The organism is Salinimicrobium profundisediminis (genome assembly GCF_026241755.1).
Taxonomy (GTDB): domain Bacteria; phylum Bacteroidota; class Bacteroidia; order Flavobacteriales; family Flavobacteriaceae; genus Salinimicrobium; species Salinimicrobium profundisediminis.
Genome location: NZ_JAPJDA010000009.1, coordinates 119,465 through 138,742 on the forward strand (window position 1 = coordinate 119,465; position 19,278 = coordinate 138,742).

A 19,278-nucleotide genomic window follows, 5' to 3' on the forward strand; every position below is an offset into this window, starting at 1 on the left:
ATCAAGCTTCAAAATTAGAATCTACGTGTTCTTTTATCAATACCCTTAAATTCTCCACAGTCTCCCAATCATCATTCTCTCCCGAATTATACTGGAAACCTGGTTCAACCTTTTCAGCATTAAAGGTTTCAATGAATTCTTCAAGTTTCCATTTTCGTGTGGCTGGAAGAATGGTATAATATTTCCCTAAATCGTAAGTATAATAGGAATCTGAAGAGGTAATCATTTCTTCATGTATCTTCTCTCCGGGTCTAATCCCAACCACCGGCTTCTCACACTCCGGACCAATAGCTTCAGCAATATCAGTTATTCGATAAGATGGAATTTTTGGAACAAAAATCTCTCCTCCCCATGCATTTTCAAGCGCATGCATAACCATATCTACCCCTCCCTGTAGGGAAATATTAAACCTTGTCATTTTTGGATCGGTAATAGGAAGAATACCTTCCTTCCTTTTTTTAATGAAAAACGGAATAACGGAGCCATTCGAGCCCATTACATTTCCATAGCGCACTACAGAAAATTTGATTGGATTCCAACCTGTAATATTATTTGCTGCCACAAATAATTTATCGGATGCCAGTTTAGTGGCTCCATACAAATTTATGGGTGCAGCAGCTTTATCAGTAGAGAGGGCAACAACTCGTGTTACATCTGTTTCCAGGCATGCATTAATAACATTCTCTGCACCAAGAATATTAGTCTTTACACATTCCATTGGATTATACTCAGCAATAGGGACATGTTTCATTGCTGCTGCATGAATAACATAGTCTATTCCCTTCAAAGCTCTTTTTAATCTTTCAAAATCTCGAATATCGCCAATAAAAAAACGAATTTGAGGAAATTTCTCAGGAGGATATTGTTGAGCCATTTGAAATTGTTTCTGCTCATCTCTAGAAAAAATAACTAGTTTTTTTATATCCGGATAATTCCTAATGATATGAGAAGTTAATGCCTTACCAAGTGAACCAGTACCTCCGGTAATTAACAATGTTTTATTTTTTAAATCCAGCATTTTTTGTCTTTTAAATATTGTATAAAATATGTTATTCTAGGTAATACGTTTTATACCAATTTACAAACTCTTCTACCCCTTTGGATATAGTCGTATCTGGTTTGTATTCAAAATTCCTTTTTAAAGATTTTACATCTGCCCAGGTTCTTTCCACATCTCCAGGTTGCATAGGATACATTTCCTTCTGTGCAGACTTCCCCAGTTTCTTTTCTATTTCTTCAATAAACTTTAATAGGTTTACGGGCTCACTATTTCCAATATTATATAGGGAATAACCGTGGCTGTTTTTTTTATTAACAATTTTGACAACCCCTGCAACAATATCATCAATGTATGTGAAATCTCTTTCCTGATCTCCATTGTTGAATACTTTAATAGGCCTGCCATTTATTATAGCATCGGTGAAAAGGAACATCGCCATATCGGGTCGACCCCAGGGGCCGTAGACGGTAAAGAATCTTAATCCTGTAGTTGGAAAGCCATACAAGTGACTATAGGTATGAGCCATCAGCTCATTGCTTTTTTTTGTTGCAGCATATAAGCTGATAGGATGATCTACATTATCCTCAGTAGAAAACGGCACCTTTTTATTCTTTCCATATACACTTGAACTACTGGCATAGATCAAATGCTTAACACCATGCTGCCTGCAACATTCCAGTATGTTTGCAAAACCTACAATATTACTATCGATATAAGCAGCGGGATTCTCTAAACTATAACGAACTCCCGCCTGTGCCGCAAGATTAACTACTTTGTAGAACTTCTCCTGAGAGAACAAGACAGGAAGATTAATACGATCCTCAAGGTTTAACTTGATAAACCCAAAGTTTTCAAATTTATCACTCCCGATCAAAATATTATAGTCTGATAACTCTTCAGCGGGTATTCCTAATTCTAAAAGCCGGTCCTTTTTGAGCTGAGGGTCATAGTAATCATTCAGATTATCTAATCCAACAACCTGATAACCTTCTTTAATTAGAATTCTCGATAAATGAAAACCTATAAAACCTGCAGAACCTGTAACAAGAACTTTTTGCCGCTTTTTATTCTCTGACATTATCTCTTAAAATTTTAATCGCAAAGATAGAATAAACAACCGGAGCCTACTCTAATTAAATCTTAAAGAACTGTGAAAGTAAAGCTTTCTGCAACTCTATTTGACCAAACAGGAGAAGGATCTTTAGGAATTTATTATTTGGCACATTACATCTAACTGGCTTAGAGTCATGTCATATGACAGAGGTAAACAAAGAATATTATTTGAACTTTTTTCTGATACTTCACATTTTGTAATTTCCACATATTTTAAGGTATTGAGGGCGGGATAAAAATACCTTCTGGGGAAAATATAATTGTCTTCTAATGCCTTCTTAACTTTAAATAACTGTTTTTCATTGTCTAAAAGAATGGGATAATAAGAATAATTCCAGGCCGTGCTTTTTCTCAAGGTCATTGTAGCGATAGAAGAAAAATTCAAACGCTCATTATATCCCTCAGTAATCTCTCTTCGGGCTTCCAGAAGTTTTGGCACATAAGGCAAAACGGCTAATCCCATGGCGGCCTGTAATTCACTCATTTTGGCATTTATTCCCAGGCCATAAAATTCAGTTGCTCCTTTATGACCGAAATTATGGCTGTAAAATAATTTCTTAAATAATTGTGGATCTTTACAAAACATAGCACCTCCTTCTCCTGTATGGAAGATTTTGGTTGCATGAAAACTACAGGTACTCACGTCTCCAAAGTTAAAAATGGACTGACCTTTATATTTTACCCCAAAACAATGTGCTGCGTCATAGATTACCTTAAGGCCGTGCTTCTTTGCTATTCTATCGATCTCCTCCACATTACAGGGATTCCCAAAAACGTGGGTCGCCAGGATAGCAGTTGTTCTTTCTGTGATTGCAGCTTCTATTTTTGTCTCATCAATAGTAAGATATTCAGGATGAATATCTACAAAAACGGGTTTGCAGTTTTCCCAGACAATCGCTGCAGTTGTGGCCACATAACTAAAAGGGGTGGTAATTACCTCTCCGTTTCCTGCGAGCACTTTTAAGGCTATCTGTAAAGAAAGGGTACCATTAGCGGTAAGAATAAGGTCCGGGGATTCAAGATACTCTTTAAGTTTTGCCTGTAATTCATACCAGAGTTTTCCGCCGTTCGCGATCTGATTGGAATCCCAAATCTGCTCCAGGTATTTATGATATTCCTCCTGCGGGGGAAGAAAAGTTTTTGTAACGTTGATCATTCAATTTTTATTATCTCCTCCCAAAAAGTGAGGAATTTGATTATTTTCATTAATCGGAGAAAAATTATTATTTCCCGAATCTCTCTTTAAGTAATTCTTTCAATTGTGCCAATTGTTCGAACCTACCAAGAACCGAAAATAAAAAATATACTCCCAGGCCAATAACTCCTCCTGCCATTACCCGAATGAAATCTGAATAAGAAAAAAATAAAAGACTATCTCCCAGCCATACAATTAGGCCACTCAGCGTTGTTATAAGATAAATAGGAAAAACATCAGACAGTTGCTCAATAAGAGGATAAGTGATAAACTTTTGAGTGTAATACGCATTGACAAAATATGCTATCATTGAGAAAACGACCTGCCCCCATAACAGACCATAGATCCCGAATGGAATAATTAATAGAATTGAACCCACGATTAAAACTTTTTTAATGATCTCCAGCTTCAGGAATAGATCACTTCTACCATAAATATTCAGCAGGCTTAAGTTATAGCTGTGCAATGGCAACAGTAAGCCACCCAAACATAATATTTGAAAATAAGGTACTGCCGGCAACCACTTTTCGGTAAAGAAAAAAACAAATAATGGCTCTGCTATTGCAGCACCGATCAAAAGCACTGGACTCACCACAAAGACCACCATCTTTAAAAGTCTTCTAAAGACATTTTTCAGACGCTCCGGGTCATGTTTGATCCCTACAAACATGGGAAAGCTTACTTTGTTAAGAGCTCTCTCAATATTGCTTAGGGGTAGTTGTTTAGTACTTTCTGCACGACTATAAAAACCCAACAAGGCCGGTGAAAAATATTTTCCTATTACTACTAAATATAGATTATTAAAAATTCTATTGAGTAAATTAGCCAGTCCAAGCTTATAACCATAATTCCAGTGTTTTAAAAAAAGAATTTTATCAAAACTACGGGAAGGGTACCAGTCAGAATATTTCCAGATAAGCACAAAATTAAGTATGGAATTCAACAGACTGCTATAGACAAGGCTCCAAACTCCGTAGCCTTGAATAGCCAGGACAATTCCCAAAACACCACTTATTACTGCTGCAGGAATAGCAGTAAGGGTTTGAACCCTAAAATTCATGTTTCTTGTGAATAAGGCTATATGAACGGAAGTAGCGGCAGAGAAAATAAAGGTTAAACAATACACCCTGATAATTTTGGTGAGTATTTCCTGGTCATAAAATTGTGCGATAAACGGAGCTGCGATAAATATACTAAGGTAAATTATAGCGCCTGCAACCACATTGAAAATGAAAACAGTAGAAAAATCTTTGTCCCCCGCTTCGGTATCACGAATGATGGAGAGACTCAACCCACTATCCATAAGACCATTTCCCACAGCAACAAAGACAGCGATCATGGCAATTAAACCAAATTCTTCAGGAAGTAAGAGTCGGGCCAGAATTAGTGAGACAACAAACCCAATGATCTGGTTTCCGAATTGCTGCGTAAAAGTCCATACCAGTCCCGAAGTAACGACCTTTTTTAATGCCATTGAATTAGTTGGTTGTCTTTAGAAGATAAAGCGAAAGTAAAACTTATTCCCTGAAAAAAGACAAAAGTGGGTTTTAAAAGGAAAATATATCATATTAATCCTAATTTTGGGGTACAACCTACTACAATTGAAAAACTTAAATAACATTGAAAAATTACGCAGGTATAAGGAGTTGAACAATTCATTTGAAGAGAAACTCACCTTCCATTTTGGAGCCAATGCCGGATTCTTTTCTGAATTTAATAATATGGTTTTTGCCATTCTTTACTGTTTACAGAACAAGATTGAGTTCAGGTTATATTCGAAGAGGGGTAATTTGGCTTATAAAAAAGGCTGGCAGGATTTCTTCTCACCTTTTTGTGAGGAAACTGAATTTTATCTGCACAGCAGGTACAACAGAAGAGCCTACCAGATGGAAAGAGCCAAGGCCTTTCCTCCTGCTCTATTAAAAATCATTTCAGGCGACCGCTATTTAACCCAGGATATCTGGGATAAATTTCGCAGTAGGAAGTTCGAATTGGAAACTTTTAATATCCCGGAATTGGAAATAATTAACGAAACCCTTCTGCGTGCAGCCCAGTCTGTTATTCAGATGATTTGGCATTATAGGGAACCTGCTAAAACTTATGTTGAAGAATTCAAAACTTCAATTTCTTTACCTGAAAGCTATTTAAGTATGCATGTTAGGGCCGGAGACAAAACAAAGGAAAGTAAAATCTTTAATACTGAATTTTACATGGGAGAGGCAGAAAAATTAGGAATTTCTAAAAATGTTTTCGTTTTAACCGATGATTACCGTCTCATCGTGGAACTTGAAGAAAAGTATCCTGACTGGAATTTTACAACTTTATGTCATCCCTCAGAAGAAGGATATGTACACAACGAATTTCTTAAACTCGGCAAAAAGGAAAAGTATTTTCGACTATTGAAGCTATTAGCGAGTATTGATATATGTGCTGCTTCTGAACACTTTATTGGCACCTTTAGTTCTGGTCCCGGTAATTACCTGGGCATGCGAATGGGAGAGGAGAAATGTACAGGTATTGATTACAAAAGCTGGTTACTATGGTAGTAAATAAAAGAAACGTAGAGGTAAACTCATTGTCAAAAAAAGTGTGGTTTACGGATTTCTATCAAGGTTTTGATCCATCTAATAATTATTTGCACGATCTTTTAAGCCGTCATTACGAGATCATTCTTGATCCTGAAACACCTGACTACCTCATTTATTCCTGCTATGGACGGGAGTTTTTGAACTATAAAGATCCGGTGAAGATCTTTTATACGGGAGAGAATTTAATCCCGGATTTTAACCTTTGTGACTACGCAATTGGATTTAGCCACTTGGAATTTGGAGAGCGTTATTTAAGATATCCAAATTTTGCTCTAATTCCCGACCAGTTTAAAGAGCTCCTGAAGCCCAGGTCCTTTACAACAGAAGACGTTGAAAAAAAAGAATTTTTCTGCAACTTTATTTATTCCAATTCACAGGCAGACCCTGTGAGAGATGAATTTTTTCATCTATTAAACAGCTACCGGAAAGTTCTTTCTCCGGGCAGGCATCTCAATAATGCTTCCATGGATATTGGGGGAAGGTTTACCGAGGACTGGATGTATTCAAAACTGGAATTTCAATCCAAATGTAAATTTTCCATAGCTTTTGAGAACTCCTCTTCTCCCGGCTATACTACAGAAAAACTGATGCACGCTTATATCACTAATACAATTCCCATTTACTGGGGAAATCCTGAAGTAGTCAAAGATTTTAATCCTAAATCTCTTATTAACTGCCATGAATACGGCAACCTTGAAGAAGTTGTGGAAAAGGTGAAGGAAATAGATGAAAACAACCAGCTTGCCTCCGAAATATTAAATGAACCTCCATTCCGGGAAAATATTATTCCAACTAATTTAAGAGAGGAAACCCTGGAAAAATTCCTATACTCTATTTTTGACAGGGACCCAAAAATGGCATTTTTGAGACCCCGCTTTGGAACAACCCGAAACTACGAACAGGAATTGGTCAAAAAATTTCATCCGGAGAAACCGGGAAGACTTTATTTATTAAGAAGATTCTTGAAACTCTAAGAGAGATAAAAGGGAATTTATATGATTCCAAAGATTTCATCTATTTAGATAATCATCCCAGCCGCTACCGTTTCATTAGTTGATTCGTCGATCAATATAATGCTACCGGTATTTCTGTTTTCTCTATAAGAATCTGACATAATTGGCCGGGTACACCTTAATTTGACCCTCGCTATATCATTTCGAGATAGATTTTTATCATCAGCTATTCTATCGTATGTATTGATGTCCACCTTGTAAACAACCTCCTTAATCATCGCCCTTTGCTCATTGCTGGTATGCATAAGGGTATATTTTGCACGAGGTCTGGCTGCTTCATCATGAAGCCAGCATAGCATAATATCAAATTCCTGAGTCAGTTCTGGCTGATTATTTACCCTAACTATCATATCCCCCCTGCTCACATCAATATCATCTTCAAGAGTCATTGCAACCGACATGGGTGCAAAAGCCTCCTGTACTTCATCCTCACCCGTATTGATAGATTTTATTTTGGAAGTAAAACCCGAAGGCAAAACTGCCACTTCATCTCCCACACGATATATTCCACTTGCAACTCGCCCGGCATAACCCCTATAATCCCGATACTTCTCATTCTGAGGCCTCAAAACTGTCTGCACAGCAAAACGTGCATCAATTTTATTGACATCACTACTAATATGTAGGGTTTCCAAGATGTTAAGCAGCGTTCCTCCCTGATACCAAGGCATATTCTTTGACTGATTCACAACGTTATCTCCTTCCAGGGCACTAATAGGAATGAACCGAACATCCTTCATGAGTAGCTTAGATGAAAACTCTTCAAATTGAGAAATTATTTCATTAAACCTTTGCTCATTATAGTCTACAAGATCCATTTTATTCACACATACAATAAGGTGAGGGATATTAAGCAAAGAAGCAATAAAAGAATGTCTTTTTGTCTGTTCAATAACCCCATGGCGAGCATCAATTAATACCACAGCTGCGTTTGCTGTAGATGCTCCTGTAACCATGTTACGGGTATATTGAATGTGCCCTGGCGTGTCTGCGATAATAAATTTTCTCTTAGGAGTTGTAAAATACCGGTAGGCAACATCTATAGTAATGCCCTGCTCCCTTTCATCTCTTAACCCATCGGTAAACAGCGCGAGATCTACTCCCTTATGCCCTTTTTTTGCACTTGTAGCACTCACCGATTCAAGTTGGTCTTCAAAGATTGATTTTGAGTCGTATAAAAGACGACCTATTAAAGTGGATTTACCATCGTCTACAGAGCCGGCGGTTGTAAAGCGTAGTAACTGATTATTATTTATTTGCATTATTTAATATTTTCCCAATTTTTCCGTTTTACCCTAACCCTAAAGAGAACCGGAAAAGCATAATTGAATAATTGTAAAATTAATTCCCTCCCTTTAGGGCAGGGGATAAAGGAATTAATTTTTTAAAAATATCCCTGTTTTTTTCTGTCTTCCATCGCCGTTTCACTCCGTTTATCATCACTCCTATCTCCTCTTTCGGTCTTACGCATTGCTGAAACTTCCTGAACAATCTTTTCCAACGTATCGGCTTCAGATTCTATTCCTCCAGTAATGGTAATATCTCCAAGTGTTCTAAAGCGGATTTTTTTAATTTCCGATTTTTCATCTTGTCCCAACTTCAAAAATTCAGAAACGGGGATCCAGGAATTATTCCTCCATACTACTTCCCGCTCATGTGCAATATAAAGCGACGGGATTTCAATATTTTCTCTTTTTATGTAATTCCACACATCCATTTCGGTCCAGTTACTAATGGGAAAAGCTCTAAAGTGTTCTCCTTCAAAATGTTTTCCATTTAAAAGATTCCATAGTTCCGGACGCTGGTTCTTTGGATCCCACTCTCCAAAATCATTGCGGTGAGAGAAGAATCGCTCCTTTGCCCTCGCTTTTTCTTCATCCCTTCTACCTCCCCCTATAGCACAATCAACTTTATGCTCTTCAATAGCGTCTAATAAAGTAGTAATTTGAAGTGCATTTCTGGTAGCATTTTTACCTTTTTCTTCTGCAACTCTTCCTTTATTTATAGACTCCTGAACCGAGCCCACAAGCAATTTTACTCCTAGTTTTTTTACAAGTTCATCTCTGAATTGAATAGTTTCAGGAAAGTTATGCCCTGTATCTACATGAAGTAAAGCAAAAGGAATCTTAGCGGGAAAAAAAGCCTTTTTCGCCAAATGAGTAACAAGAATAGAATCCTTACCACCGGAAAACAAAATCACCGGATTTTCAAATTGAGCCCAAACCTCTCTTAGAATAAAGATCGCTTCAGATTCTAACTCATCAAGATAGTTCAAATAATATTTACTCATCAAATTTCAATTTTTGTTGCAGAAATTCATAAAGCCTCTCGACAGCTTCTTCTGCAGATTCCTCTTCAGTATTAATTTTAATATCTGGATTTTCAGGAGCTTCATAAGGAGCACTTATGCCCGTAAAATTCTTTATTTCCCCCTGCCTGGCCTTTTTATAAAAGCCTTTTACATCCCTCTCTTCGCAGACCTCGAGCGGAGTATTTACAAACACCTCCACAAAATTTTCTTTCCCTATTATATCTTTCGCCTGCTCCCTATCCTCTTTAAGGGGAGAAATAAAAGCCCCTATAGTTACTATTCCTGCGTCAACAAACAGTTTAGCGACTTCTGCTATTCGCCGGTTATTTTCATGACGGTCTTCCCTGCTAAAACTTAAACCTTTACTCAGTCCGCTGCGGATGTTATCCCCATCAAGAGAATAAGTAGATATTCCCTCTTTAAAAAGGCGTTTTTCAAGACTGTTTGCAATAGTTGATTTTCCTGAACCTGAAAGCCCTGTAAACCAAATAACCATAGATTGGTGCTGATTCTTCCTGGTGCGATCTTCCCTCGAGACACTATATTTATGTTCTACGATATTCTTTTTCATGCTATAGACAGCTTTCTATTTATTTGAGGCAAGAATATTCATCTTAGATTCTTTTGATTTTCTTTTGTGAGCCACCCCATAATCAATCCTGTACCATGCTCTTTCGTGAAAATAGTACAGCAACATTTTTGTCACTACCTCAGCCAGTCCTATTTTTAATCCCGTAACAGGATTCCCTGTGATTATCCAGGCAAGCAGCATAGTATCTACTGTTCCTACTATTCTCCAGGAAATAGTCTTGGCAAAATGCCTTTTTCTACTACTCCATTTTCCTGAGGATGCCAAAAACTCCCCTTTAAACCATAATCTTTCATGAAAATAGTATAGCGTCATTTTTGTTATTACCTCGGCCAAACCAATTTTAAGACCTGCAAAGGGATCTCCGGAAATCATCCAGGCCAGGAAAAAAGTATCCATGGTTCCAACGATTCTCCACGTAATTGTTTTAGCTAAATGCCTTTTATAAGATCTATCCTTCATAAACAACAGAAAAATGGTCGTTTTTAAGGTTTTCCCTGTTATAGGTGATACGCTCTCCTGAAGCTGCCCATCTGCAGGTAAAGCCAACGGCTTCACAAATAGCCTGTCCGGCAGCGGTATCCCACTCCATGGTTGGGCCAAATCTCGGATAAACATGGGCTGCGCCCTCGGCAAGTAAACAAAACTTAAGAGAACTTCCTTTGGATAATACTACCACTTCTTTCCCTTCTTCTTTGAGCTTTTCAATAAAATCAAGGGTTGCCTGGTTCATATGCGATCTACTACCCACAACTTTTATCTCGGATCCTGCCTGTTGAGGAAAGATCTGGGTTGAATTAGTAAGAATCAGATCCAGATCCAAATCTTCATTTTCTAAGGTTATCTGATAAGCCTTAGATTCAGATACTTCAGCAAAATATAGCGACTTTAGAGCAGGAGCATAAATTACTCCCAGCACAGGATTCCCTTCAAATACCAAAGCAATATTGACGGTAAACTCCCCATTTCTTTTTATAAATTCCTTGGTTCCATCTAACGGATCTACAATCCAACATCTTTGCCAGCTTTTTCTTTCTTCAAAAGATAGTTGGATATTCTCTTCACTTATTACAGGTATTCCGGAAGGAATTAGAAACTCATTAATAATATCATTCGCTCGTCGATCGGCAATGGTTAGAGGAGAGTCGTCTTCCTTCAGTTCAACCTGAAGATCCTTCTGCTCATAAATTTTCATGATCTCCCTGCCGGCTGCGATGGAAGCCTCTATAGCTGTTCTTAAGTGATTTTTCATAGAGGGGCTAAATATACCGAAACCTGTAGAAACAGAGAAAGAGAATCATAAAAAAGATAGATCTATCTCTTTAATAGGTTTTATGATCCTCTTTCCCTTTCTTAATTCCCAATGGCATAGAATTCAAACCCAATCTCTTTCTTGGTTTTAGGCTCTAAAAGTCTTCTCCCATCGAACAAAAATGCAGGTTTAAGCATTTGATCATAAATCTTTTTCCAGTCAAGTTGTTTGAATTCATCCCATTCTGTAAGTACAGCTATGGCATGTGCATTATCACAGGCTTCATAAGAAGATTTCACTACAGTAACCCCTTTCCGGTTGGCATCTCCACTTCGGCTTCCGAGGTAATCAAGATCTGAATAGATCTGTTCTTCTGTCACTTTTGGATCATAAACCACTATTTCTGCCTGCTCATTCAGAAGATAATCTGCTACATAAATAGCTGCAGATTCACGGGTATCATTGGTGTCTTTTTTGAAAGCCCAACCTAAGATAGCAATCTTTTTCCCGGCCACTGTATTATACATCGTCTGGACCATATTAGCTGCAAAACGCCTTTTTTGATGATCATTCATAATGATCACCTGCTCCCAATAGTCTGCCACCTCCTGGAGATTATATGTTCGGGCAATATAAACGAGGTTTAAGATATCCTTCTGAAAACAAGAACCTCCAAAACCTACAGAAGCTTTAAGAAATTTAGGCCCTACCCTACTATCCATCCCCACAGCTTTGGCAACTTCATTTACATCTGCTCCGGTCTTTTCACATAATTCTGAAATTGCATTAATAGAAGAAACCCGCTGTGCAAGAAAGGCATTTGCAGTAAGTTTAGACAATTCTGAAGACCACACATTGGTAGTAAGAATCTTTTCTTTAGGTACCCATGATGCATAAATATTAACCAGGGCTTCCATAGCCTCCCTGCCTTCTTCACTCTCAATATCACCTCCAATTAAAACCCGATCAGGACTTTTCAAATCTTCAACCGCTGTACCTTCAGCTAAAAACTCTGGATTAGAAAGAATTTGATATTTAACACCATTCCCAGTGTTATCAAGGATATTCTTTAAAGCAGCTGCAGTTCTAACTGGCAATGTTGATTTTTCAATGACAATTTTGTCATTTTTGGCAACTGCAGCAATTTGCCTGGCACAAAGTTCAATATATTTGAGATCGGCCGCCATTCCTTTTCCAATTCCGTAGGTCTTGGTGGGGGTGTTCACCGAAATAAAGATCATATCGGCTTCATCAATAGCTTTATCTACATCTGTGGAAAAGAACAGGTTTTTATCTCTTGTTTCCTTAACAATAGAAGAAAGACCGGGTTCATAAATAGGAATCTTCTCTACATCGGGATCATTCCATTGTTTAATCCTTTTTTCATTGATATCAACAACAGTTACTTTAACACCCGGACATTTTTCAGCTATTACTGCCATTGTGGGGCCACCAACGTAACCGGCACCAATACAGCAGATGTTTTTTATTTTCATTTTAATTATAGTTAATTGGTGATTGGTTAATTAGATTACCTCCTTCTATCTAATCAGCCGTTTAATTCATTCTGTTTTCTTAGATATTTTATATAACCATTCAACAACCTTATACAGGGGTCGGTTAAATTTTTTATTCCTTATAAAACCTCTTCTGTTATATAGCTCCAGGAACGTGCTTCAATAGCATGTTCTAAAATTTCAGCCACGGATCCCCGGGCATTCAGAAGAAATTTGATGTTTTCTTTGTAATGAAAACTCCACCATCCTTCAGCAATATTTGCAGTTGCTGAGTAGGATGCCCTCAATAATTGCAACCGCAAATCAAATTTTTCAGAATCCGGTAAAGTTGTAATAACCTTTTCTTTTTAAAAGCTTCAGCTCAAAACACTTCTTCCAGTACTCCAATTTTTCAAAATTGTCAGCCATTGGTTCGAATTAATTAGTTAACGGATAAATTAGTTAAGTGGTTTTATTTTTCTAACAAGATATCTTTACTAATCAATAAGATCATTCTCTAGTCCGGATTTCCCCACCACTAATTAGTTCATCCCAAATCACCAACCCCCACTTAACCATTCCCTTATTGACTAACCACTAATCACAGCTTTTTATCACACTTTTTACCCAAGACTCCTTTAACATCATAAACCACCGTTTGTCCATTCTTCAATTTATCCAAATCTAAATCGAGAAATTCCTTATGAGCTACCGCGAGTACCACAGCTTCAAATTTTTCCTGCGGAAGATCCTTGGTGGTAGTGAGTCCGTATTCATGCTGCACTTCCTCAGGATCGGCTAATGGATCATAAATTGTGACATTGGTACCATACTCCTTCAGGTTCTTAATAACATCAACAACTTTAGTGTTACGGACATCAGGACAATTCTCCTTGAAAGTTATACCCATAACAAGAATATTCGCCCCTTTTACCTTTTGATCATTCTGAAGCATTAATTTAACTACTTCCGAAGCTACGTACTGCCCCATAGAATCATTCATGCGCCTACCCGCCAGAATGATCTCGGGATGATAGCCTATCTCCTGTGCTTTTTGCGCCAAATAATATGGATCTACACCTATACAATGCCCACCAACAAGCCCGGGTTTGAAAGGAAGGAAATTCCACTTGGTACCGGCAGCTTCAAGTACCGCCTGGGTATCAATGTTCATCATGTTAAAGATCTTCGCCAGCTCATTTACAAAAGCAATATTTATATCTCTTTGAGAGTTTTCAATAACCTTTGCTGCTTCTGCCACCTTAATAGTAGGCGCGAGATGAGTTCCGGCTGTAATAACTGAAGCGTAAAGCTCATCTACCTTTTTCCCAACTTCGGGTGTTGATCCTGCAGTCACTTTTAGGATCTTTTCAACCGTATGTTCCTTATCTCCCGGATTTATCCTTTCAGGAGAATAACCTACAAAGAAATCCTCATTGAATTTAAGTCCGCTAGATTTCTCTAAAACAGGGACACATTCATCTTCAGTAGCTCCAGGAAATACTGTCGATTCATATATCACTATATCACCTTTTTCTAATACCTTCCCAACAGATTCACTGCTCTTGTACAAAGGTGTAAGATCGGGGCGGTTGTTTTTGTCAACCGGAGTCGGTACGGTGATCACGTAATAGCTACAATCTTTAATATCTTCCAGATTTGCACTACAAAAAAGTCCATTATCTTCTGAAGGACTCTCTTTAAGTACAGATTGAAGAACATCATTCTCCACCTCTAAGGTGGTATCCTTTCCCTGACGTAGCTCTTCAACTCTTTTTTTATTAATATCAAATCCTACAACAGAATATTTTGTTGCGAATAATCTTGCCAACGGCAGGCCGACATAACCAAGTCCTACTACAGCTATTTTTTTATTTTTCATATTTACTTTCTATAAATTCTTATAATACCAGTCCACAGCTTCTTTTAGCCCAGCTTCTATTTTGTATTGTGGATCATACCCTAATAAAGTTTTAGCTTTATCAATAGAAGCCAGGGAATGCGGAATATCTCCCGCTCGATTTGGGCCATACTCAACTTCTACATTAGCAATCTCTGGATCATATTTTGAAAGGTATTCTTTAAGTAGCTGGGTCAACTCCTTGAGATTTGTCCTGTCGCCTACTGCAGTGTTATAAACCTGATTTAGTGCTTCTTTATTGTCTGTAGTCAAAGCAAGCAGGTTCATTTGAATCACATTGTCTATGTAAGTGAAATCCCTGGAGTAGGTACCATCTCCATTAATGACCGGACTCTCGTGATTCATAAACTGAATTACGAACTTAGGGATCACAGCGGCATAAGCACCGTGAGGATCCTGTTTTCTTCCAAAAACATTAAAATAACGAAGCCCAACAGTGTCCAATCCGTATGTGGAATGAAAGATATCGGCATACAGCTCATTTACGTATTTTGTAATAGCATAAGGTGATAAAGGTTTGCCAATGTGATCTTCAACCTTCGGAAGTGCTTCAGAATCGCCATAAGTAGAAGAACTGGCTGCATAAACAAACCTTTTAACCCCGGCATCACGCGAGGCTATCAGCATATTGAGAAAACCTGAAATATTTACATCATTACTGGTTATTGGATCATTTATAGATCTTGGAACAGATCCTAATGCCGCCTCATGTAAGACAAAATCTACTCCGGAAACGGCCTTTTTGCAATCCTCAAGGTTACGAATATCTCCTTCTATTAAAGTGAAATTTTCATGATCTTTAATTGCTGAAAGATTCTCTCTTTTTCCAGTTGCGAAATTATCGAGACATACTACATTGGCATTTAAATCCAGGAGCGCTTCACATAAGTTAGAGCCAATAAATCCTGCACCACCTGTAACTAATACTTTTGAAGAACTGAGCAATTCAAATTGTTTGCTGTTCATTAAATGAAATTTGGGTTGGTTTAAATTTTACGTGCCAAAGGTAAAATTTTCATAAAAGGTATTTACTAATTTCCTCTTAAAGAACTTCATTATTTTAAAATTGAGTCGACTCATAATGCACCACTTCTGTTGCAATGAGTATCTTTTCTTTTGGACCTGTATTTTTTTTATTGATTCGGTTGATAAGGATATCCATCGCCTTTGCTCCAATCTTGTCGGGAGATTGATCTACAAAGCTAACAGAGGGAGTGAGATATTTTGCAAGCCCCCCACGAATAAATCCAATTATTTTAAGGTCTTCTGGTATTCTTAAGCCATTCTCAAAAGCCAGTCTATAGGTAAGCATAGTACTGTCAAAATCACTACATAAAACCGCTTCCACCCTATCTTCCAATAGCATTTTGAGAGTCTTTTCTTTCAAACTTTGCAAGTTGGCTGAATTTGCTAAATAAAAGGTATCATCTTCCCTTAAAGCATTCTTATAACCTTCTATTCGGGCTTTACCCACCCCCATATGATGTACAGAGGTAGCCAAACCTATCTTTTTCAATCCTTTATTTTGAAGATCCCGTGTGGCATCATAAAATACCTTTACATCATCTATTCCTACTTTATCTACAGGCATATCAAAATCGATGCGGTCGTAAAGCACAACCGGAATATCATATTGAATGATATTTTTAATATGTTCAAAATCCTTTTTTCTTTGTGTTTCTTCGGCTATAGCTATTAGAACACCATCTACAAAACCGGCAGTTAGCATCTCAGATATTTGCTTTTCCCGATCATGTGATTCATTTGAAATATAAGTAATCACCTGTAAACCCTCTCGTTGTGCACGCGCCTCCATTCCTGAAAGCACTTTAGCAAAAAAAGAATTTGCAATATTTGGAATCAGCACACCAATAGTTCCGCTTTTACTGCTTTTTAAATTGACCGCAGTTGGATTAGGACGGTATTTATGAAGGGCAGCAAGTTCTTTTACCCTTTCAATTGTTTTCGGACTGATCTCGGGACTGTCATTTAAAGCTTTCGAAACTGTCGAAACAGAAACGTTCAGTAATTTGGCCAATTCCTTGAGGGTAATTCTGGTTTTCATTTAAAAAGCATATAGGGGTTAGTTACAAATTTAATAAAGCCGGGTGAAATTCTGCATTTTTTGTTTCAAACTTAAGGGCTTTTTTATAAATTACAGTAAAGTTGCGTAAAAAATGAAGTTTTTCAGAAGTGATTGGTTATATGTTATTGCTGCTCTCATCACCATCTTTGGCATCATTACGGGGTGGTATTTCTTTTTCTTTTTAGCCATACCTCTTGGACTATGGGATTTCAGGAATAAAGATGGCAGGAAGTAGCTGCGTTAAATTATTACTAATCCAGCGCATATCTTTGCAAACACCAAATTAGGAGCGTAATTTAATCCTGAACCAAAATAAGCGCATAATGAAACAAAAAGGAACCCTATCACAGACCCTCAACATGCTTCGCACCGAAGAAGGATATGAAGAAGATTTCAACCTTCTCGATGAGGAACTAAAATCTCCTGAAGAAAGAGAAAAATTTCTGTCTCAGGATTTTGTTGTAGATGAGGTCTATCGGTTTGAAGGCCCTTCAAATCCCGGTGATGAAGCTACTTTATATGCCATCACAACTTCTTCGGGAAGAAAAGGAGTGCTACTTGATGGGTACAACTATTCTTCAGGACAAATTTCAGAAGAATTACTTAAAAAACTGGACCTCAAGAGCAACCGTCCTACTTCAGAATAAGCTTGTATTTACAGCATAATTATCGTATATTTGAATAGTAAATAACAAAACCATAAATAAAAACTATGAGTTACTTAGGTTTAGACGCCAAAGAGACGTCAAATACAGTTCAGGAACTTAATGTTCTTTTAGCCGATTATCATTTATATTATCAAAAACTCCGTAATTACCACTGGAATGTAATTGGTAAGAATTTCTTTGACCTTCATGAAAAATTTGAAGAGCTGTACGATGATGCTAAAATAAAAATTGATGAGATTGCAGAGCGCATACTTACTTTAAGGTACCAACCCACCAGCAATTTAAGTGAATATCTAAAGAAATCTAATCTAAAAGAATCAGAGTCAGATCTTTCCGATTCAAAGATGATTGAGAACCTACTTAAGGATCATGGCACAATCTTAAAACAGATGCGACAGGTAGTGCAGGTAGCCGAAAAAGGAGGTGATGAAGGTACTATAGACCTTATTGGTGCTTACATTAGGGAGCTTGAGAAGACCAGCTGGATGTTGGATGCCTGGAAAATGAAAACTGCAGAACAACATAAGCCGGTATAAAACTAAATGTCGCAAGAAGAATTTGACATACAAAATTCCGTAGAAGGAATTTGGACGAAATTAGGCGAATGGCTGGATTCTATAATCCTGGGTTTGCCTAATTTCATTTTGGCCGTTCTGGTCTTTATTCTTTTTGTCCTGGCTGCCAAATACCTGGGAAAACTTCTCGATAAGCTCCTTAGATATAAAGTAAGACAGGCCTCTATACGGGAGATCACCATTAAGATCCTCAAGGTAGTTGTCATTGCCATAGGTTTCTTTGTTGCCCTTGGTTTACTCAATCTAAATACTATCCTCACGTCTGTACTGGCTGGTGCCGGGGTCGTGGGTTTAGCAGTAGGTTTGGCACTGCAGGGCACACTAAATAATACCTTTTCAGGAATCCTGCTAAGTTTTCTTCCGGAGTTACAAATTGGCGACTGGATTGAAAACAACGGTTTTGCCGGAAGGGTCGTGGAAATCAACCTGAGAAGTATCGTCATTAGGGAAGCCGATAATAATTATGTTGTTATTCCTAATTCCCAGGTCATAGACGCCCCTTTTAAAAATTTTTCCCGTACCTCACGTTCCAGGATCACTGTGAGTTGTGGCGTGGCTTACAATTCAGATCTTGAACTTGTAAAAACCATTACACTAAATACAATCTCAGAACTTTTTCCTCAAAAGAAGGGAGAAGAAGTAGAGTTTATGTACAATGAATTTGGCGACAGCTCAATCAATTTTGTAGTGAGATTCTGGAGTGCTGCAACCAACAACAGGGACATTCTTTTTGCCAGGAGTAGTGCCATTATTGCCATTAAGAAGGTGTATGACCAACACGATATTAATATTCCTTTCCCAATTCGTACACTCGAATTCAACAACAGACTCAATATTCAAAAACCTTCTGCGGAAGGAGATGCATAATTCACATTTTAAAAGATTTACCCATCTCCCCCTTCAAAAATGGCAAAAACAAAAGGCATTTTTGGAAGTTGCCAAGGAGAAGCTATTTCTATGCTAAAACCCTTTAAGTTTAAGCAGATTTTTGAACCTGAAAATCATAACTGCTGAAAAAAACACGAGCCTCACCCTTCAAAAATGGCAAAAAAGTAAAACATTTTTGGAAGTTAACCGATAAGAAGATATTTATTGGAAAAACAGAAACTGAAAGATTAATTTTGCCTGTTTTCCCAGCCTAAAATTGATGTAGCTTAATGTAGCTTCGAATAATCTATAATTTCCCCTTCAAAAATGTCAAAAACTAAAGGTATTTTTTGAAAGTTGCCAAGGAGAAGCTATTTCTATACTGAAAACTCTTCAAGTGTAAGCACATTTTTGATCCTGAAGATCATAACTGTTGAAAAAACACGAACCTCACCCTTCAAAAATGGCAAAAACAGGAAGGCTTTTAAAAGTGATTAATTCACTTTTCAACCCGCATTCTATTCTTTAAAATGCAGGCTGAAAAGCTATTTTTGTATCTCCAATCTTTACTTCATCGTCTTCACTTGTTCATAAGAATGGCTTC

Annotated in this window: 20 protein-coding genes; 6 read left to right on the forward strand and 14 right to left on the reverse strand. The window is 37.6% G+C overall.

The features are described from left to right. Position 1: 1 nt before the first annotated feature. The 4 genes from pseB to OQ279_RS07110 form a co-directional block, all read right to left on the reverse strand. Positions 2-1,018, reverse strand: coding sequence for a UDP-N-acetylglucosamine 4,6-dehydratase (inverting) (pseB, locus tag OQ279_RS07095; RefSeq protein ID WP_266069170.1), 1,017 nt, complete (start codon positions 1,016-1,018; stop codon positions 2-4). 31 nt (positions 1,019-1,049) lie between these two features. Beyond that, positions 1,050-2,078, reverse strand: coding sequence for an NAD-dependent epimerase (locus OQ279_RS07100; RefSeq protein WP_266069171.1), 1,029 nt, complete (start codon positions 2,076-2,078; stop codon positions 1,050-1,052). Between the two features lie 123 nt (positions 2,079-2,201). Further along, positions 2,202-3,269, reverse strand: a complete 1,068-nt coding sequence (locus tag OQ279_RS07105; protein WP_266069172.1) for a DegT/DnrJ/EryC1/StrS family aminotransferase — start codon at positions 3,267-3,269, stop codon at positions 2,202-2,204. A 67-nt stretch (positions 3,270-3,336) separates the two neighbouring features. Next, entirely contained in the window at positions 3,337-4,782 is a 1,446-nt protein-coding gene (locus OQ279_RS07110; RefSeq protein WP_266069173.1) for a lipopolysaccharide biosynthesis protein, read from the reverse strand. 127 nt (positions 4,783-4,909) lie between these two features. On the opposite strand from OQ279_RS07110, the gene OQ279_RS07115 reads away from it, so the two are divergent. Beyond that, a complete protein-coding gene (locus OQ279_RS07115) occupies positions 4,910-5,854 on the forward strand; it encodes an O-fucosyltransferase family protein (RefSeq protein ID WP_266069174.1) in 945 nt (314 codons plus the stop codon). Next, complete coding sequence (locus tag OQ279_RS07120) at positions 5,848-6,870, forward strand: glycosyltransferase family 10 domain-containing protein (protein ID WP_266069175.1); 1,023 nt, start codon at positions 5,848-5,850, stop codon at positions 6,868-6,870. The genes OQ279_RS07115 and OQ279_RS07120 overlap by 7 nt, the downstream gene beginning before the upstream one ends. Before the next feature lie 44 nt (positions 6,871-6,914). Here the strand turns inward: OQ279_RS07120 and OQ279_RS07125 are convergent, their stop codons facing one another. The 10 genes from OQ279_RS07125 to OQ279_RS07170 all read right to left on the reverse strand — a co-directional run bounded on the left by OQ279_RS07125 (position 6,915) and on the right by OQ279_RS07170 (position 16,543). Then, positions 6,915-8,171, reverse strand: a complete 1,257-nt coding sequence (locus OQ279_RS07125; protein ID WP_266069176.1) for a sulfate adenylyltransferase subunit 1 — start codon at positions 8,169-8,171, stop codon at positions 6,915-6,917. A gap of 122 nt (positions 8,172-8,293) precedes the next feature. Beyond that, the gene (gene cysD / locus OQ279_RS07130; protein WP_266069177.1) at positions 8,294-9,199 is read right to left on the reverse strand and encodes a sulfate adenylyltransferase subunit CysD; all 906 of its coding nucleotides are present in this window, start codon (positions 9,197-9,199) and stop codon (positions 8,294-8,296) included. Then, positions 9,192-9,791 carry an adenylyl-sulfate kinase gene (gene cysC / locus OQ279_RS07135; protein ID WP_266069178.1) on the reverse strand — a complete coding sequence of 200 codons (600 nt, stop codon included), beginning with the start codon at positions 9,789-9,791 and terminating at the stop codon, positions 9,192-9,194. The genes cysD and cysC overlap by 8 nt, the downstream gene beginning before the upstream one ends. A 15-nt stretch (positions 9,792-9,806) precedes the next feature. Beyond that, positions 9,807-10,271, reverse strand: a complete 465-nt coding sequence (locus OQ279_RS07140) for a DUF2061 domain-containing protein (RefSeq protein WP_266069179.1) — start codon at positions 10,269-10,271, stop codon at positions 9,807-9,809. Continuing rightward, a complete protein-coding gene (gene cysQ / locus OQ279_RS07145; RefSeq protein WP_266069180.1) occupies positions 10,261-11,061 on the reverse strand; it encodes a 3'(2'),5'-bisphosphate nucleotidase CysQ in 801 nt (266 codons plus the stop codon). The genes OQ279_RS07140 and cysQ overlap by 11 nt, the downstream gene beginning before the upstream one ends. A 101-nt stretch (positions 11,062-11,162) precedes the next feature. Beyond that, the gene (locus tag OQ279_RS07150) at positions 11,163-12,557 is read right to left on the reverse strand and encodes a nucleotide sugar dehydrogenase (protein WP_266069181.1); all 1,395 of its coding nucleotides are present in this window, start codon (positions 12,555-12,557) and stop codon (positions 11,163-11,165) included. A gap of 140 nt (positions 12,558-12,697) precedes the next feature. Beyond that, on the reverse strand, positions 12,698-12,880 hold the full coding sequence (locus tag OQ279_RS07155; RefSeq protein WP_306419753.1) for a four helix bundle protein: 183 nt from the start codon (positions 12,878-12,880) through the stop codon (positions 12,698-12,700). A gap of 278 nt (positions 12,881-13,158) precedes the next feature. Next, the gene (locus OQ279_RS07160) at positions 13,159-14,439 is read right to left on the reverse strand and encodes a nucleotide sugar dehydrogenase (protein ID WP_266069182.1); all 1,281 of its coding nucleotides are present in this window, start codon (positions 14,437-14,439) and stop codon (positions 13,159-13,161) included. Between the two features lie 9 nt (positions 14,440-14,448). Then, a complete protein-coding gene (locus OQ279_RS07165) occupies positions 14,449-15,444 on the reverse strand; it encodes an SDR family oxidoreductase (protein WP_266069183.1) in 996 nt (331 codons plus the stop codon). Positions 15,445-15,538: 94 nt separating this feature from the next. Next, positions 15,539-16,543 carry a LacI family DNA-binding transcriptional regulator gene (locus OQ279_RS07170; protein WP_266069184.1) on the reverse strand — a complete coding sequence of 335 codons (1,005 nt, stop codon included), beginning with the start codon at positions 16,541-16,543 and terminating at the stop codon, positions 15,539-15,541. A gap of 112 nt (positions 16,544-16,655) precedes the next feature. Here OQ279_RS07170 and OQ279_RS07175 point away from each other — a divergent pair, with 112 nt between their 5' ends. From OQ279_RS07175 to OQ279_RS07190, 4 genes are all read left to right on the forward strand, one after another. After that, positions 16,656-16,799, forward strand: a complete 144-nt coding sequence (locus OQ279_RS07175; protein ID WP_266069185.1) for a hypothetical protein — start codon at positions 16,656-16,658, stop codon at positions 16,797-16,799. Between the two features lie 88 nt (positions 16,800-16,887). Continuing rightward, a complete protein-coding gene (locus OQ279_RS07180) occupies positions 16,888-17,211 on the forward strand; it encodes a phosphoribosylpyrophosphate synthetase (RefSeq protein WP_266069186.1) in 324 nt (107 codons plus the stop codon). A 65-nt stretch (positions 17,212-17,276) separates the two neighbouring features. Next, on the forward strand, positions 17,277-17,768 hold the full coding sequence (locus OQ279_RS07185; protein ID WP_266069187.1) for a Dps family protein: 492 nt from the start codon (positions 17,277-17,279) through the stop codon (positions 17,766-17,768). A 6-nt stretch (positions 17,769-17,774) separates the two neighbouring features. Next, a complete protein-coding gene (locus OQ279_RS07190; RefSeq protein ID WP_266069188.1) occupies positions 17,775-18,674 on the forward strand; it encodes a mechanosensitive ion channel family protein in 900 nt (299 codons plus the stop codon). Positions 18,675-19,278 lie beyond the last annotated feature (604 nt).